Origin of the sequence: Kribbella steppae (genome assembly GCF_004342025.1) — a bacterium.
Lineage (GTDB): Bacteria > Actinomycetota > Actinomycetes > Propionibacteriales > Kribbellaceae > Kribbella > Kribbella steppae.
In genome coordinates this window covers 39609-55100 of sequence record NZ_SLWN01000011.1, presented here as the reverse complement: position 1 = coordinate 55100, position 15492 = coordinate 39609, and the positions used below count along the sequence as shown (strand labels likewise).

The 15492-nt window shown below is 68.0% G+C and carries 17 protein-coding genes; 11 read left to right on the top strand and 6 right to left on the bottom strand.

Annotation, left to right across the window (positions count from 1 at the left end; genetic code table 11):
- Positions 1–105 precede the first annotated feature (105 nt).
- A complete protein-coding gene (locus tag EV652_RS29440; RefSeq protein ID WP_242002084.1) occupies positions 106–1950 on the bottom strand; it encodes a LamG-like jellyroll fold domain-containing protein in 1845 nt (614 codons plus the stop codon).
- Between the two features lie 76 nt (positions 1951–2026).
- Entirely contained in the window at positions 2027–2476 is a 450-nt protein-coding gene (locus EV652_RS29435; RefSeq protein ID WP_132212531.1) for an NUDIX hydrolase, read from the bottom strand.
- A gap of 144 nt (positions 2477–2620) precedes the next feature.
- On the opposite strand from EV652_RS29435, the gene EV652_RS29430 reads away from it, so the two are divergent.
- Complete coding sequence (locus EV652_RS29430) at positions 2621–3202, top strand: dihydrofolate reductase family protein (protein WP_132212530.1); 582 nt, start codon at positions 2621–2623, stop codon at positions 3200–3202.
- Positions 3203–3252: 50 nt separating this feature from the next.
- On the top strand, positions 3253–4056 hold the full coding sequence (locus EV652_RS29425; protein ID WP_132212529.1) for a hypothetical protein: 804 nt from the start codon (positions 3253–3255) through the stop codon (positions 4054–4056).
- 216 nt (positions 4057–4272) lie between these two features.
- Here EV652_RS29425 and EV652_RS29420 read toward each other — a convergent pair whose 3' ends face one another.
- Both EV652_RS29420 and EV652_RS29415 read right to left on the bottom strand, forming a co-directional pair.
- Entirely contained in the window at positions 4273–4518 is a 246-nt protein-coding gene (locus tag EV652_RS29420; RefSeq protein WP_132212528.1) for an antitoxin, read from the bottom strand.
- A 107-nt stretch (positions 4519–4625) separates the two neighbouring features.
- The gene (locus EV652_RS29415) at positions 4626–4865 is read right to left on the bottom strand and encodes a hypothetical protein (RefSeq protein WP_132212527.1); all 240 of its coding nucleotides are present in this window, start codon (positions 4863–4865) and stop codon (positions 4626–4628) included.
- A gap of 124 nt (positions 4866–4989) precedes the next feature.
- Between EV652_RS29415 and miaA the strand changes: the two genes are divergently transcribed.
- The 4 genes from miaA (at position 4990) to ggt (ending at position 9111) form a co-directional block, all read left to right on the top strand.
- Complete coding sequence (gene miaA / locus EV652_RS29410) at positions 4990–5973, top strand: tRNA (adenosine(37)-N6)-dimethylallyltransferase MiaA (RefSeq protein WP_132212526.1); 984 nt, start codon at positions 4990–4992, stop codon at positions 5971–5973.
- Positions 5960–6475 (top strand): sigma-70 family RNA polymerase sigma factor, encoded by a 516-nt coding sequence (locus EV652_RS29405; RefSeq protein ID WP_132212525.1) that lies wholly within the window; start codon positions 5960–5962, stop codon positions 6473–6475. Before miaA ends, EV652_RS29405 begins: the two co-directional genes overlap by 14 nt.
- Positions 6476–6477: 2 nt before the next feature.
- The gene (locus EV652_RS29400) at positions 6478–7194 is read left to right on the top strand and encodes a hypothetical protein (protein ID WP_132212524.1); all 717 of its coding nucleotides are present in this window, start codon (positions 6478–6480) and stop codon (positions 7192–7194) included.
- Between the two features lie 93 nt (positions 7195–7287).
- A complete protein-coding gene (gene ggt, locus EV652_RS29395; RefSeq protein ID WP_132212523.1) occupies positions 7288–9111 on the top strand; it encodes a gamma-glutamyltransferase in 1824 nt (607 codons plus the stop codon).
- On the opposite strand, the gene EV652_RS29390 is transcribed toward ggt, so the two are convergent.
- Positions 9108–10205, bottom strand: coding sequence for a M20/M25/M40 family metallo-hydrolase (locus tag EV652_RS29390; protein ID WP_132212522.1), 1098 nt, complete (start codon positions 10203–10205; stop codon positions 9108–9110). The genes ggt and EV652_RS29390 overlap by 4 nt on opposite strands.
- A 106-nt stretch (positions 10206–10311) precedes the next feature.
- Here EV652_RS29390 and EV652_RS29385 point away from each other — a divergent pair, with 106 nt between their 5' ends.
- From EV652_RS29385 to EV652_RS29370, 4 genes are read left to right on the top strand one after another with little or no spacing between them, the layout of a single operon-like run.
- The gene (locus EV652_RS29385) at positions 10312–11031 is read left to right on the top strand and encodes a GNAT family N-acetyltransferase (protein ID WP_132212521.1); all 720 of its coding nucleotides are present in this window, start codon (positions 10312–10314) and stop codon (positions 11029–11031) included.
- Positions 11024–11674 (top strand): MurR/RpiR family transcriptional regulator, encoded by a 651-nt coding sequence (locus tag EV652_RS29380; RefSeq protein ID WP_132212520.1) that lies wholly within the window; start codon positions 11024–11026, stop codon positions 11672–11674. The genes EV652_RS29385 and EV652_RS29380 overlap by 8 nt, the downstream gene beginning before the upstream one ends.
- Positions 11664–12785, top strand: a complete 1122-nt coding sequence (gene menC / locus EV652_RS29375) for an o-succinylbenzoate synthase (protein WP_132212519.1) — start codon at positions 11664–11666, stop codon at positions 12783–12785. Before EV652_RS29380 ends, menC begins: the two co-directional genes overlap by 11 nt.
- 19 nt (positions 12786–12804) lie before the next feature.
- Positions 12805–14370 (top strand): N-acyl-D-amino-acid deacylase family protein, encoded by a 1566-nt coding sequence (locus tag EV652_RS29370; RefSeq protein WP_132212518.1) that lies wholly within the window; start codon positions 12805–12807, stop codon positions 14368–14370.
- On the opposite strand, the gene EV652_RS29365 is transcribed toward EV652_RS29370, so the two are convergent.
- Positions 14357–14620: a hypothetical protein gene (locus tag EV652_RS29365; RefSeq protein WP_132212517.1), complete on the bottom strand. Its 264-nt coding sequence runs from the start codon at positions 14618–14620 to the stop codon at positions 14357–14359. The two genes, EV652_RS29370 and EV652_RS29365, sit on opposite strands and share 14 nt — an antisense overlap.
- A 22-nt stretch (positions 14621–14642) precedes the next feature.
- Between EV652_RS29365 and dapF the strand changes: the two genes are divergently transcribed.
- Positions 14643–15491 carry a diaminopimelate epimerase gene (gene dapF, locus EV652_RS29360; RefSeq protein WP_132212516.1) on the top strand — a complete coding sequence of 283 codons (849 nt, stop codon included), beginning with the start codon at positions 14643–14645 and terminating at the stop codon, positions 15489–15491.
- Position 15492: the final 1 nt, after the last annotated feature.

Here is a 15492-nt window from a genome sequence, read left to right as displayed (position 1 = left end):
TTGGGGGACCGAAGGACAGGAGGTCCTCGCCTCGCCGGACCGGAGCCAGGCCGGCCTGCGCTCAGGCTTGGCACGAAGGGGGCACTACCTCCTGTCCTTCGGTACCTAGGCGTTCAGGAACTGCGACGGTTTCAGGGCGCGCGTGACGATACGGAGTTCGCCGATGTGGCCGGCGAAGGCTTGCTCGATGACGTTGTCGTAGTGGTTGGCGGCGACTAGCCACGGTTTGCCGGCGGTCGCGAGTCCGTTGGACGGGGTCGCCGGGTTGCGGAGCAGCGGTGACGAGTCGACGTACAGGGTGGAGTGCCGTCCGTCGTTGACCACCGCGAGGTGGAACCACTGGCCGGCGACCCGCTCGTGGCCCCAGTTGGTGAAGGTGTCGTTGCGGTCCAGCGGATACACCGCCCACTGCAGTTGGCGGCCGCCGGAGAAGGCGAGGTTGACGACCGGCTCGGACGGGTCGCTGCCGGTCTTCCCCGCGTCCGCGCCGGTGCCCATCCGGCTGAGCAGTCCCTGCCAGGCGTGGTCGGCGCCGTCGTCGGTCAGCTTCACGAACGCCTCGATCGTGTAGCCCTTGCTGAATGTCATCGCGTTGAGCGGCGCGTTGTCCGCCGTACGCAGGTAGCCGCCACGGGCCGGCTTCTTGCCGCCGGCAAACAACCAGCTGGCGTGCCCAGGCTGGTCCGGGTGGTACTCCGCCGAGGCGCTGATCCCGTCCTCGGACAGCAGCACCCGCGTCAGGTGGTTGCCCTGACCCGAGTGATCGGTCACCTGGTCCGACAGCGGTCCGTCGAATCTCCAGTACGCCGCTGTGCCCGGAACGACGAGCTGCTTGGCCGGCCGGGCCGGGCGGACCGGGATCGGGGCGAACCCGGCGAACCGCTGATCGAAGTCGATCGGCACGCTGAACCGGTTGGTGTCGTCGGTCAGCTCGATCTCACCCTCGGCCAGCTCACTGCGCCGGGCCGGGTCCTGGTCGAGGATCCACGGTGCGATCGTCTCGACGTCGATCGTGTTCCGGGCCAGGTCGAAGTGGTAGAGCCGGATCATCGCCGATCCGCCGTAGTACCGGTCCTGGTAGTTGGTCAGGTGCAGGTGCACGTCGTTGCCGGCGGCATTCTTCCGGACCACCCGGCCGGGCGGCCAGAAGTGCCCGTTCAGGGTGAGGAAGATCTGGTCGTTGTCCTCCACCAACTGGTCCCAGACCCGGTTGCCGTGGTCGGTGAAGTACGCCACCGGGTTGCCGTGGTCGGCGTTCACGAGTTCGTGTGTGGTGAGGATGGCGGGCAGCCGCGGGTGGGCCGCGATCACCCCGCGGGCCCAGGCGAAACTCGCGTCGGACGGTCGCCAGTCCATTGCCAGTAGCAACCACTGTCGGCCGGCCGCGCGGAACACGTGGTAGCTGTTGTAGCCGTTCTGGGTGGAGCCGCCGTACGTCGACATCCGGCGGAACCGCTGCGGCCCGAAGGTCCGCAGGTACGCCGAGTCGCCGCGAGTGTCGTCCTTGGACGCGTCGACGTCGTGGTTGCCGGCCAGCACGCTGTACGGCATCCGGGCCCGGTCGAGGACCGTGAACACCGGGTCGGCCTGGGCGAACTCGGACGCCAGCGCGTTCTCCACCACGTCACCGAGATGCGCGGTGAAGACGATGTTCTCGGCCGACTGCTGGTCGATCAGGTACTCGAAGCTCGCGATCAAGGGCGTCGCATCACCACGATCCAGGTCGAACAGATATTGCGTGTCCGGTACGACGGCCAGCGTGAAGCGCGGGTGTTCGGTATCGGCTCGTGTTGTGGTGGCGGCCGCAGTCGAGTCCGCCGCGGCCTTCCCGGCACTCAGCACGCCTGGTGCGATCACCGCGCCGGCGCCGAGTGCGCCCGCTTGCAGCAGCCGCCGCCGACTCGTTCCGTCGTACCGCTCGTCCATCCCGCCTCCAGAGCTCGCTGACACAGCAGGAAACTCTAAAGCGGTTCAGCTCATCGGTCGATGAACCCGAGAAGAACCCTGGGCGGCGCGGGAGGGCTGGTCAGAAGCCGTGGGCGATCACGGCGGGAAGCCCACCGCCGTACAGCCCGGCCAGAACGCGCGCCTCATGCGGCACCACAGGATCAGGCAGTTTGTCGAGCGCGAACCAGTCGAGGGCATCAGCCTTCCCCGGCTCCATCAGCCGCGGCTCGCCACTCCACCTCGACGCGGTGAAGAAGAAGTCCACCCGCTCGTCGATCGGATCCCCGTTCCCACCGGTCCGATGCATCGCGGTGACCGGCACCAGGTCAGCCGGATCGATCTCCACCCCAACCTCTTCCCGCGCCTCCCGGATCGCCGCCCCGAACACCGACTCATCCTTCTCCACATGCCCCGCCGGCACCGCCCAGTGCCCGTCCATGTAGCCGGTGTTGGCCCGCAGCAACATCAACACCTCATCCCCCCGCCGCAACACCACGTATGCCGCCGGAACCACCCGAAACCGATCCATACAGGCACCCTAGTAACCCCCACCGACAACAGAAGGTCCTCGGGAGAAAACCGGGAGGCGGTGTCGGATCAGGGTCGAGGTGTTCGTAGCAGGGGTAAGGGGGCGCCCATGAGGGGGCGCCCCACCGTACGCAAGGAGGCCATCATGACCGCGACCTACACCTTCGACATCTTCTCCAGCCTCGACGGCTTCGGCTCGTACGACGGTGGCGACTGGGGCGGCTACTGGGGTAAAGCTGGGCCTGAGTTTCTCGACCGCCGCCTCGCCTTGTACGGGGAGGAGCAGCGGATGGTCCTCGGGGCCAACACCTATCGGCAATTCGTGCAGGTGCTCGGCCCGAGCGCCGCGGAGTCCAAGGTGGACGACCCGGTGAACACCCGGATGATGAGCCTGCCGACGACCGTGGTGTCGAGCACACTCGAAGGACCGCTCGACTGGTCGAACGCGACCCTCGCGAGCGGCGACGCCGTCGACATCGTCGCCCGGCTGAAGGAGGAGTCCGAGGTGCCGTTGCGCTCGCACGGCAGCCTGTCGCTGAACCGGGCGCTGATGGCCGCCGGTCTGGTCGACCGCGTCCAGGTGACGCTCTTCCCGGTGATCACCGGACAGACCGGAGTGGACCCGATCTTCCAGGGTGCGGCCGACTTCGACCTCGAGCTGATCGAGAGCCGCACGCTCGACGGCCACACCCAAGAGCTCATCTACCGGCCCACCCTGCACAGCTAAGGCGGGTACGGTTTGGGCAGCCAGGTCGACCGCTCGAGCGGAGGTGACTGATGGCGGCGGATGCGGTCAGGTTGACGACGCGGGAACTGTCGATGCGCACGTTTCCCGACTTCGAGCAGTTCTTCTCTCAGGTCCACGGTTGTGCCTGCACCCTCTACTTCTTCGGTCGGCATCTGACTCCGCTTGCGGGTACGGCGAAGGAGCGAGCTGATCGCCTGGGGGCTCCAGACCGATCCCAGAAGCAGTTCCCGCACCAGGAGTGGATGCGCGCCCAGCAGTTGAGCGCGGTCAAGGAACTGGTTCGGAGCTGGCAGGCGCACGGGATCCTGGTGTACGCCGACGGCGAGCCGGTCGGCTGGTGTCACTTCGGTCGCGCGGACGAAGTACCGCTTGAGTGCGATCACAAGATTCCGGAGCAGATGTTCGCCCGGCATCCCTCGTCGCAGTGGCGGATCACCTGCCTGACAACTCTGATGACGTACCGCAGACAGGGCGTGGCCGGCACGGGGTTGGCTGCGGCGGTCGCGGCGATCCGGAAACACGGCGGAGGCTGGATCGGGGCGACACCGATGGCCTTCCCGCACCACGATCCCATGGTGGGAAAGCTGCGCAAGACATTCGGCCACCGGTCGCCGGAAGTGCTGGATTACCTCCAGCAGAACTGGCCGAGCAAGGAGATCCCGGGCATCGGACGGGTCAACGCATGCCCGGCGACCACCCGCACGCTGGGACATATGGGGACGATGTCGATGTTCGAGAAGCTCGGCTTCAAGGCAACCGGCCGCGACGAACTCCGCAGCTCCGACGACCCGCGCAATCCGTGGGGCTTCGTCGTGATGCGCCTCAAGGTCTGAACCGCCGTACGGGTGATTCGTGGGCTAGAGGCTGGTGGTCGCGGGCAGCGTGTCCGGAGGCCGGCGCTCGGATCGGAACAGGCTGCGCAGTCGTTCGAGGTCCACTTCGGGCAGGTGAACGTCAACCAGGTCGTAGGTCTCTTCGACCAGGCTGCGGGCTGCCGGAACATGCTGAAGGGCCGCGAGCTGGTGCTCGCGGCCCTTCAGGTGTGGTGCTCAGGCGGGGCGGTTCGGGTTGTCCGGGATGTCGTCGTTCTGGCCGTCGAGGCCGTCCAGGCCCTGCTTGGCCTTGTCGACACCCTGGTCGATCTTGTCGCCGTACTTGCCGCCCGTCTTCTCGTCGACGAAGTCACCGGCCTTGTCCAGACCCTCGCCAACCTTGTCGCCGTGCTGGTCGACCAGGTCGCCGGCCTTGCCCTTCAGGTCCTCGGCCTTGCCCTTGAACTTGTCGAAGATGCCCATCTCGGGGCTCCCATTCCTGCGTAGTTGAGTGCTTACAGACAGCTAACGGTGATCTTCGCACCTGGTACGCCGAAACTGTGGGATCCCCGCCGTGCCATAGGACGGGCTCAGACGCCCGACCCTGGCTCGGACTCTACGTCCCCACCGGACTCGATGTCGCCACCCGACTCCACATCTCCACCGGACTCGACATCCCCGCCGGACTCCACGTCACCGCCGGACTCCACATCCCCACCGCTGCGCTCGACGTCCCCACCACTGCGCTTCACGGCCGCGATGTCCTCGTCCTGCCCCAGGCCGACAGCGTCCTTGGCCGCGTCGGAGCCTTCCTCGAACGGATTCGTCACTTGTTTCATCCTCCCGTATGAGTGTTGCGATCTGCAGCGTTCCTACCGAACATCCCGGGTCATCCACAAGGTCAGTGCCACCCTCTTGTCCGAGACTTCATGGGGAGCCTGCCAGACTGGAGCGATGGCCGAACCACTCGTCGTCGCGGTCGTCGGCCCGACCGCGGCCGGCAAATCCGACCTGTCCGTTGCCCTGTGCAAGCGCCTGAACGGCGAAGTGGTCAACGCCGACGCGATGCAGGTCTACCGCGGCATGGACATCGGTACGGCGAAGATCGGCACGGCTGAACGCCACGGCGTACCGCATCACCTGCTCGACATCCTCGACGTGACCGAGACGGCGACCGTGGCCGAGTTCCAGCAGTTGGCCAGAGCAGCGATCGACGACTGCATCGGCCGTCAGGTGGTCCCGGTCCTTGCCGGCGGTTCGGCGCTGTACGTCCGGGCCATCCTCGACGACTTCGTCTTTCCCGGCACCGACGCGAAAGTCCGGGAGCGGCTCGAGAACGAACTCGAGGAGATCGGGTCCGGGGCCTTGCACCAGAAGCTGGCCGAGGTTGATCCGGCCGCGGCCGCGCAGATCCTGCCGAGCAACGGGCGGCGGATCGTCCGGGCGCTGGAGGTCATCGAGATCACCGGTGGTCCGTATGTCGCGACCCTGCCCGAGCATCACTACGTCTACCCGGGTGCGGTGCAGATCGGTCTCGACGTACCGCGGCCGGAGCTGGACGAGCGGATCGGCCGCCGGGTGGACCGGATGTTCGACGCGGGTTTCGTCGCCGAGGTGCGAGATCTGCTGAACAAGGGTTTGCTTGAGGGGAAGACGGCCAACCGTGCCCTCGGCTACTCGCAGGTGATCGCGTTGCTCGACGGTGAGATCAGTGAGCAGGAGGCGCGGGAGCGGACCGCGCAGTCCACCCGCCGCTTCGCTCGGCGGCAGGACTCGTGGTTCCGTAAGGACCAACGCATCACTTGGCTGCAGTACGACGACCCCGATCTGGTGGAGAAGGCACTTTCAGTGATAGCCGAAGGCAACCGACGGGGGATCGGTGGCGTAGTCGGGGTGGAAGAAGGCGTAGGCCTGGGGGCCGTCGATGCGAGGGGGTGACCGTGAGGCCGAGTTCCGCGAGTACCTGCTCGCGGACCGAACCCGACTGATGAGGACGGCACTGCTGCTCACCGCGGGTGACGCGCACACCGCGGAGGACCTGGTTCAGATCGCCTGCACCCGGGTGTACGTGCACTGGCACCGGATCCGCCACGAGGGCGCCGGGCCGTATGCGCACCGCATCCTGGTCAACGCGTTCCTGGACGAGCGCCGCCGGGCCGGCCGCCATCCGGAGGTGGTGACCGCGGAGACGCTTGAGCCGAGGCTCACCGACGAGGTGGACCCGGTCGACACCCTCGCGGTCCGGCGGGCCCTGCTGGAGCTCGCGCCGCGGCAGCGCGCCGTACTCGTCCTGCGGTACTTCCAGGATCTCGACGTGGCCAGTTGCGCGCGGATCCTGGAGTGCACCGAGGGCACCGTGAAGAGCCAGACCGCCAAGGCCTTGAAACGACTGAAGGATCTGATGAGCGAGGAAGCGGATCCTGCGACGGGGAGTAGCTAGAAGTGGACGAGGTTAGGAAGCTGCTGGAGGGGTTCGCCGACCAGGCGGCCGACGGACTCCCGGCTGCGGACATCGACGCGGATGTCGCCCGCGGCCGGCGTGCCCTGCGCCGGATCAAGCGGCGCCGCCGGGTGACCGGTGTGCTGTGCGTCGCCGCGGTGTCGGCCGCCGTACTCGCGATCGGCGACCAGGTGAAGTGGTGGAACAACGGCAGCAGCGAGGTCGCGTCCGGCGAGGGTGAGAAGACCGCGGCGACGACCACGGCCGAGTCTGCGGTGCCGACCACGGCCGAGTCCGCGGTGCCGACGCCGATGATCGCCGAGGGCAGCGAGCCGACCTCGACCTACGCCGGCATGCTGGTCGAGCTGGTGTCGAACCGGCAGCCGTGGAACACTATCGGCTGCTCACTCACCCCGAAGGGCTGGACCGCGGAGACCCCGATCGCCGAGGACCGCGTGGTGCTGTCCAGACCGACGGTGCGGACGGCGGACGTGGCCACCAAGGTGGTGCTGCAGGCGGCGCCGGCAGCGAAGAGCCTGCGGGCGGTCCGGGTCACCGACGCGGGCGGCAAGGCGTTCCACATCGGCACGTTGAACGGCCGCCTCGCAGGTCAGGTGAAGCTCGAGGACCAGTGGCTCCTGGTCGAGCTCCCGGCCGGCACCCTGGACTGGAACGACGGACTTCTGCAGCGCTTCATGGCGTCCTGCACCGTCAACTAGCCGCGCCAGAACTGGCATAACGGCCGACTTCGGGATAGGCAAGGGCATAGACACCACCTAGTCCCTGTACGTCGACGCCCGCGGGAGTATCCGGTGACACCGAAGAAGCTGGTCGCATCCCTGTCTGCTGGTGCGCTTGTCCTGTCCGCCCTGACGGCGAGTACGGCGGCCGCGCATCCATCACAGCCGCCGGTCAAGACTTCGACCTCGATCGGGTTCGGCGGCGCCGTCTCCTCGGTCGACCCGGAGGCGACGAAGGTCGGTTTGGACGTCCTGCGACGTGGCGGCAACGCGGTCGACGCCGCGGTGGCCACCGCGGCCGCGCTCGGGGTGACCGAGCCGTACTCCGCGGGGATCGGTGGCGGCGGGTACTTCGTCTACTACGACGCCAAGAAGCGCAAGGTGTCCACGCTCGACGGTCGCGAGACCGCGCCCGCGGGGATGCGGATCGACTCGTTCGTCGACCCTGCGACCGGCCAGCCCTATCCCTTCGCGCAGTTGGTGACGTCCGGGCTGTCGGTCGGCGTACCGGGAACGCTGGCGACGTGGGACTCTGCGCTGCGGCGGTGGGGTTCGCTGTCACTCGGGAAGGCCCTCAAGCCGGCCGCGGAGCTGGCTGATCGTGGGTTCGTGGTCGACCAGACCTTCCGACTTCAGACGCTCGACAACAAGGCCCGGTTCGCCCAGATCGTGCCGACCGCCAAGCTGTTCCTGCCCAATGGCGACGCGCCGCTGGTCGGCTCGGTGTTCAAGAACCCTGAGCTCGCCGATACCTACCAACTGATCGGGAAGAAGGGCCCGTCGGTGTTCTACGACGGACCGCTCGCGGCGGAGATGGCGGCGACGGCGCAGAACCCGCCCAAGACGGCGAACGCCGTGCTGCCGGTGTTCCCCGGTCTCCTCACCACCAGCGATCTGGCGAAGTACAAGGTGATCAAGCGGGATCCGACCAAGGTCCGGTACGACGGTCTGGACGTCTACGGCATGGCGCCGTCGTCGTCGGGTGGGACCACGGTCGGGGAGGCGCTGAACATCCTCACGCCGCAGCACATCGGGCAGATGACGACTCCGCAGGCACTGCACACCTACCTCGAGGCGTCGGCCCTGGCCTTCGCCGATCGCGGTGCGTACGTCGGGGACCCGGCGTTCGTGAATGTCCCGACGAAGGAACTGCTGTCGCCCGGCTTCGGCGCCGAGCGCTCCTGCCTGATCAAGCCCACCACGGTTCTGACCAAACCGGTGCTGGCGGGCTCGCCGGACGGGTCGTACTCAGCTTGTCCGCCGGGCGTAGCGACCGCCGAGCGGCCGGACAGCGAGGGTCTGTCGACGACGCACCTGGTCGCGGCGGACAAGTGGGGCAACGTCGTGTCCTACACACTGACGATCGAGCAGACCGGCGGCAGCGGCATCACGGTCCCCGGCCGTGGCTTCCTGCTGAACAACGAGCTGACCGACTTCACCGCGGCTCCCAACCCCAACGACCCGAACCGGATCGAGGCGGGCAAGCGGCCGCGGTCGTCGATGTCGCCGACGATCGTGCTGCGCGGCGGCAAGCCGTTCCTGGCCCTCGGTTCGCCGGGTGGCTCGACCATCATCACCACCGTCCTGCAGACGCTGACGAACCGGCTCGACCGCGGCATGACCCTGCCTGAGGCAGTTGCCGCGCCGCGCGCCTCCCAGCGCAACACGCCGGCCGTGACGGCCGAGCAGGCTTTCATCGATACGCCGGCCGCAGCCGAGCTGACGGTGCTGGGACATACCTTCGTTGCAGCGGGCGCGCCAGGCACTTCGGCCGCCGAGATCGGTGCGGTCGCGGCCCTGGAGTTCCTGCCCGGCGGAGCGATCCTGGCAGCGGCCGAGCCGACGCGTCGAGGCGGTGGATCCGCAGGAACTGTGAAGCAGGTCTACCCGCGCTAGAGCGTGGTGATGATCGCGGCGACCAGGGCTGCCCGTTCGGCCAGGCTCGCCGCGATCACCTGCTCGTGGACAGCGTGGGCGCCCTTGCCCCGCGGTCCTAAACCATCGAGGGTCGGGACGCCCAGCCAGCCGGTCAGATTGGTGTCGGCGGCACCTGACGCCGCCGCACCGCCGACCTCGTGACCCACAGAACGACCGGCCTCTGCGACCTTGGCCAGCAGCAGGTCGGCAGCCTCGGACGGTTGCCAGGCCGGCCGATTCGACATCACGGACACCTCCAGTACGGCGTCACGTCGTACCGGCTGGAGGCCTTTCACGGCATCGAGCACGGCCCGTTCCGTTTCCGGATCGACGAACCGGAAGCCGAGGTCGGCCGACGCATTCCCGGGTACGACGTTCGTCCGCCCGCCACCCGTGATCGTGCCGACGTTGCACAGCACGTCGTCGTACTCCGAGACCAGTGCGCGAACGGCGATCAGTTGATCGAGGAGTTCGTCGATCGCGGAGACGCCGGTGCCGGGGTCGAGGGCCGCATGCGCCTCGCGGCCGGTGACCTCGATCCGGACCCGGCTGCTGCCGCGGCGGGACGTCTTCAGGTCGCCGTTCGGATGCGGCGGCTCCAGACCGAACGCGGCGACCACGCCGGCCGACTCGGCCGTCACGAGCTCACGCGCTGACGGGGAACCGACCTCCTCGTCAGCAACGACAACAACCCGCACCGGACGGTGGTCGAGGCCGGCGACCTGCTCGAGGGCCGTCTCCAGGACGACGAGGCCGCCCTTCATGTCGAAGACGCCGGGGCCGTGGATCACGCCGTCCTGTTCGCGCCACGGCATCGCGTCCTGCAGTTGGCCGATCGGCCAAACCGTGTCATGGTGCGCAAGGAAGAGCAGTGGTGCCTCGGCGGCGCGTGGACCGCGGCCGGGGAAGTCGGCGACGACGTGGTCGCCGGTCGGCGCCGGTACGCGTCGGGCGGTGCCGCCGAGCTCGCCGTACCGGCTGAGGAGGCGGTCGGCGAAGGCGTTCAGCGCGTCCACCGCACCCGTCGGGGTCTCGTCCTCGACGTATTCACGCAGCCGATCGATCATTCTCATGGATAGTCAACGTATCATCATCTGGTCGTCGATTGACTGCCTCTGTCCACGAGGGATTTACTCGACACAGCATCAAGATCCGTTACGTATCTTTGAGGGGTTTGCCGTGAGGTTCCGTCCTGTCACGCTCACCACCGCGGAGCGGTTCGCGGAGGCAGCCGTGCTGTATCGCACGGTGTTCGGCTACCAGGACCCGGACTACGCCCTGAACCCGCGGCTGCTCGGCGCTCTGGTGAGCAACGGCGGCTCGGTCGTCGGCGTCCTGGACGAGGACGATCGGCTCGTCGCCTTCGCGTACGGCTTCTGCGGCACCGACCGGCGCGGCTATTACCACTACTCGCAGTCGGCCGTGGTCGCCGCGGATCAACAGGGTCACGGACTGGGGCGTCTGCTCAAGCAGACCCAGCGCGAGGTGGCGCTCAGTCACGGCATGACCCGGATGCGCTGGACCTACGATCCGTTCCAGATCCGCAACGGGCATTTCAACCTCGACGTGCTCGGCGCGCGCGGCCGGTGGTACGCGCCGGACATGTACGGACCGGGCGGCGACCGGCTGATTGTCGAATGGGACCTGCGTGCCGAGCCGCCGGAGCACGAGGACGTCGAGCTGGACCTGTCCGAGGCGGACTGGGGAGTCCTCGGTGGCGCAGGTGACCGTCCGTGGCTGGCTCTGCCGTCCGATCCCACCGCCGTCACGACCGAGGTCGCCGAGCGGGTACGCCAGGGGTTCGCCGATCTGCTCGGCAAAGGGCTGGCTGCCGAGTCGTGCCGCCGGTTGCCGAACGGGACGGCGGTCTACCTCTTCGGGACGGTGGGCGATGTCTGAGGACCTGACGGTCCGCAACCGCGAGCTGGCCAGTCCGCACGAGCGGTACGACGCCCGCCTGCAGCGACGCTCGTCGACGCTGTTGCAGCGCCGCGTGGTCGAGCAGGAGCGGGCCTCGATCGAGGCGGCCCTCGATCAGATCCTGGCCGACGACTCGATCGCCCAGGCGGCGGCCCGGATCGTGGCTGCCCGCCGGCGCTTCATCGCCGGCTCGGCCAAGTCGTTCTCGTACGCGTCGCTGCTCGCCTTCGATCTCAGCGCCGGCCTGTCCCACGTGACGCTGATCGACGGCACGGTGGTGCGCGGCGTCGACGTCCTGTCCGACGTCCGGTCGAGCGACCTGATGGTGGCGTTCTCGCTGCGCCGGTACCGCCGCGACACGGTCGAGCTCGCCCGCCGGTTCGTCGAGGCCGGCGGCGAACTGGTCGCGGTCACCGACTTCGAGGACGCGCCGTTGGCGAAGATCGCGGACCAGTGCATCTACGTCGCGACCGGCAGCGCGTCGTACGTCGACTCGCCGACCGTGGTGGCCTCCGTGCTGCACGTACTGGCGACCCTGACCACGGCGAGTGCCAAGGGCGCCCGCCGGCGGCTCGGCGAGCGCGACCGGTTGAACACGGAGCTGGGACTGTATGTCAACTGAGCTGAAGGTCACCGCCGCCCGGTTGCATCGGGTCAGACTGCCGCTCGTGCACGCTTTCCGCACCAGCTCGCACCAAAAGACGGAGCTGGACCACATCCTCGTCGAGTTGGAGGACGCGTCCGGAGCGATCGGCTGGGGCGAGATCGCGTCGCCGTCCAATCCGTACTACGCGCCGGAGACAGTCGAGACGTGCTGGCACATTGCCGAGCGCTACCTCCTTCCAGCCGTGATCGGGAAGACATGGGAGCGGCCGGAGCAGGTGTCGCAGTTCTGGGCCAAGGTCCGCGGCAACCAGTTCGCCAAAGCCGGCGTGGATGTGGCCGCCTGGGTGCTGTGGGCTTCTGTTCACGGACTCCCGCTCGCGGAGGCACTCGGTGGGACCCGGGCCGAGGTCGTCGCCGGAGTGTCGCTGGGGATCGAGCCGACCATCCGCGACCTGCTCGCCGAGGTACATCGTCAGGTGGCCGCGGGCTATCCACGGGTCAAGCTGAAGATCGCGCCGGGGTGGGATGTCGAACCGGTGCGCGCCGTCCGGGCCGATTTTCCCGACCTGGACCTGCATGTCGATGCCAACGGCATCTACACCGAGTCGGTCGAGCACCTGACCGCACTGCGCGCACTCGACGAGTACGAGCTGACCATGATCGAGCAGCCGTTCGCCCCGCGGAATCTGCTCGCCCACGCTCGTCTGCAGCCGCACCTGGTGACGCCCATCTGCCTGGACGAGAGCGTGGAGACGCTCGACGACCTGGAGACAGCGCTGTCGATCGAAGCTCTACGGGTGCTGAACATCAAGGTGTCGCGGATGGGCGGTCTCACGGCCGCTCGGGCCGCCCACGACCGCGCTCAGCAGGCCGGCGTCCGGGTCTGGTGCGGTGGCATGCACGAGTTCGGTATCGGCCGCGCCGCCAACGTCGCCATCTCCAGCCTGCCCGGGTTCACCCTCCCATCGGATGTGTCCGCCTCGGAGAAGTACTACGCCCGGGACCTGATCAACCCACCCGTCAGCGCCGAGCACGGCGTCGTACAGGTGCCCAAGACAACGGGTCTCGGACATACCGTCGACACTGAGCTGATCGCGGCGAACACCGTCGCCACGCTGTCCCTCTGACCAGAACAGGAGCGGTTCCATGCGCACGGCTTTGACCGGCGGGCAGGTGGTGGACGGCACCGGCGCGGAGCCGGTGGCCGCGACGGTACTGATCGAGGGCGGGCGGATCGCCGACGTGCTGCCACCCGGTGCCGACCTGTCCGGGGTTGAGGTGATCGATGCTACTGGCAACATTGTGGCACCGGGGTTCATCGACCTGCACTCGCATGCCGACTTCACCGCGCAGACCTCGCCGGAGGCGACCACGCAGCTGTATCAAGGCGTCACCACGCTGGTCACCGGGAACTGTGGCTGGTCGCCGTTCCCGATCACGGATCTCGAGCAGATGAAGGCCGGTACGGCGTTCCTGACGCCCGAGCACGACTGGTCGTGGCGCGACACGAAGGGCTTCGCCGATGCGGTCGAGCGCGACGGGCTCGCCGTGAACCTGGCCCTGCAGGTCGGCCATTCGGCACTCCGGCTCGCGGTCATGGGTGGTGCCGAACGGGCGCCGTCACCGGACGAGTTGCGGCAGATGCAAGACCTGCTGCGCGAGGCCGCCGACCACGGAGCGGTCGGGTTCTCGACCGGGCTGATCTACGCGCCGGGCACGTTCGCCGATCCGGCCGAAGTGGCTGCGTTGGTGGCGACGGCGGGGGAGTGCGGCCTGCTGTACTCGACGCACATCCGCAACGAGGGCGCCCGCCTGCTCGAAGCGCTCGACGAGGCGATCACGGCCGCGCGAGCCGGTGGGGCACGTTTAGAGGTCTCCCACCTGAAGGCCGCCGGCCGAGCGAACCACGGCCTGATCACCGCTGCACTCGAACGTCTCGACCAGGCGCGGGCCGATGGGTTGGACGTTGCCTGGGACATCTATCCGTACACGGCCTCCAGCACGACATTGACTGTCTGGCTGCCCACCTGGGCGATGGGCGGCGGCACTGCATCCCTGTTGGCCCGCCTTGCGGACCCGGTCGAACGGGAGCGGATCGCTGCGGAGATGCGCACCGCGGGCCAGTTCGACCCTCGAGCCCTGGTGATCGCGTCCCTACCGCCCGGACGGTACGAGGACTGCCGAGGCCTCAACGTTGCCGAGATCGCATCGCGCGATGAGGTGGATGCCGCCGAGGCCATGCTCCGGGTGCTCGAACATCACCAGGCCGCGGTCAGTGTGGTGAACCACTCGATGAGCGAGGACGACGTCGTGACGGCTTTGCGGCATCCCTGCACCAGCGTCGCGAGCGACGGCTGGATCCTCAGCGCCACTGGCTCAAGCCACCCGCATCCACGCAATTTCGGGACCTTCCCTCGCGTCCTCGGCCGGTACGCCCGGGACCTCGGCGTACTCACGTTGCCCGAGGCAATCCGTCGGATGACGTCACTGCCCGCGTCGCGGCTGGGCTTCGACGACCGTGGTGTGGTGAAGGCGGGTGCGGTCGCGGATCTTGTCGTACTCGATCCCGAGCAGGTCGCGGATCGGTCGACGTACAACGATCCGTGGCAGCTGTCGGTCGGGATCGAGCACATGCTCGTCGCGGGCGAGCCAGTGTTGGCGGACGGCGTACCCACGGGGCGTCGGCCCGGTCGCGTACTCAGGTCCGCTTGAAGCGCTTAGGTCCGGACGGCAGCGGGGGAGGGGCGGACGCCGGCTCGTCCACGGTCGTTTCCAGCCATCCGTCGTACTCGGTCAGGAGCTCGTCCAGTACGGCGTGATCCACGTCCTGGAGTACGACGAGCCACGGGTGGTCCTCGTCGTCGTCCTCACCGTGGAACCGTCCACGTCGTACGACGCCGTCCAGCCGGGCAGCCACCGCGTCGGCGTCCTCCTGCTCCCAGAAGTAGGCGATCAGCTCCATGGGCACACCGTACGATCTACGCATGAGCGCTGGCACGTTTCCCTGGTTGAAGGGGCATGGCACGGAGAACGACTTCGTGTTGCTGCCCGACCCTGACGGATCGATCCACGGGGAGCTGGATGCGAGCCTGGTGCGGTTCCTCTGCGACCGGCACGCCGGGATCGGGGCGGATGGCGTACTGCGGGTGATCGAGGGCAGCAAGCAGTCGTACGTCGAGGACGGCGGCGACTGGTTCATGGACTACCGGAACTCCGACGGCTCGGTCGCGGAGATGTGCGGCAACGGCATCCGGGTGTTCGTCCGGTACCTGGTGGACGCCGGGCTCGCCGGGGACAAGCCGGTCCGGGTCGGGACCCGAGCCGGGATCAAAGAGGTCGTGCTGAACGACGACGGCACACTGACCGTGGACATGGGCGAGCCCGTGCTGCCAGGTCCGGTGGGCATCGTGGTCGAGGCGAACGGTCACCAGTGGCCGGCCCAGCACGTCGACATGGGGAATCCGCATGCCGTTGCCTTCGTCGACGATCTGAGCGAGCCCGGTCATCTGATCGACCAGCCGGCCTGGTCACCGGAGGAAGCGTTCCCATCAGGTGTGAATGTGGAGTTCGTCGTACGCACGGGACCGAACGACGTCTCGATGCGGGTGCATGAGCGTGGCGCGGGGGAAACGCGGTCCTGCGGGACGGGTACGTGTGCCGTCGCGGTGGCCTCGGCCCGGCAGGCTCGGCAGGAGCGGCCGGTTACTTACCGTGTCGGCGTACTAGGTGGTTCTGTGACCGTGACGTGGCGGGAAGACAACCACCTCGAGATGACCGGACCGGCCGTGGTGCACGCCCGTGGGGACTTCGATCGGGCCTGGTTGCCCGCCTGAA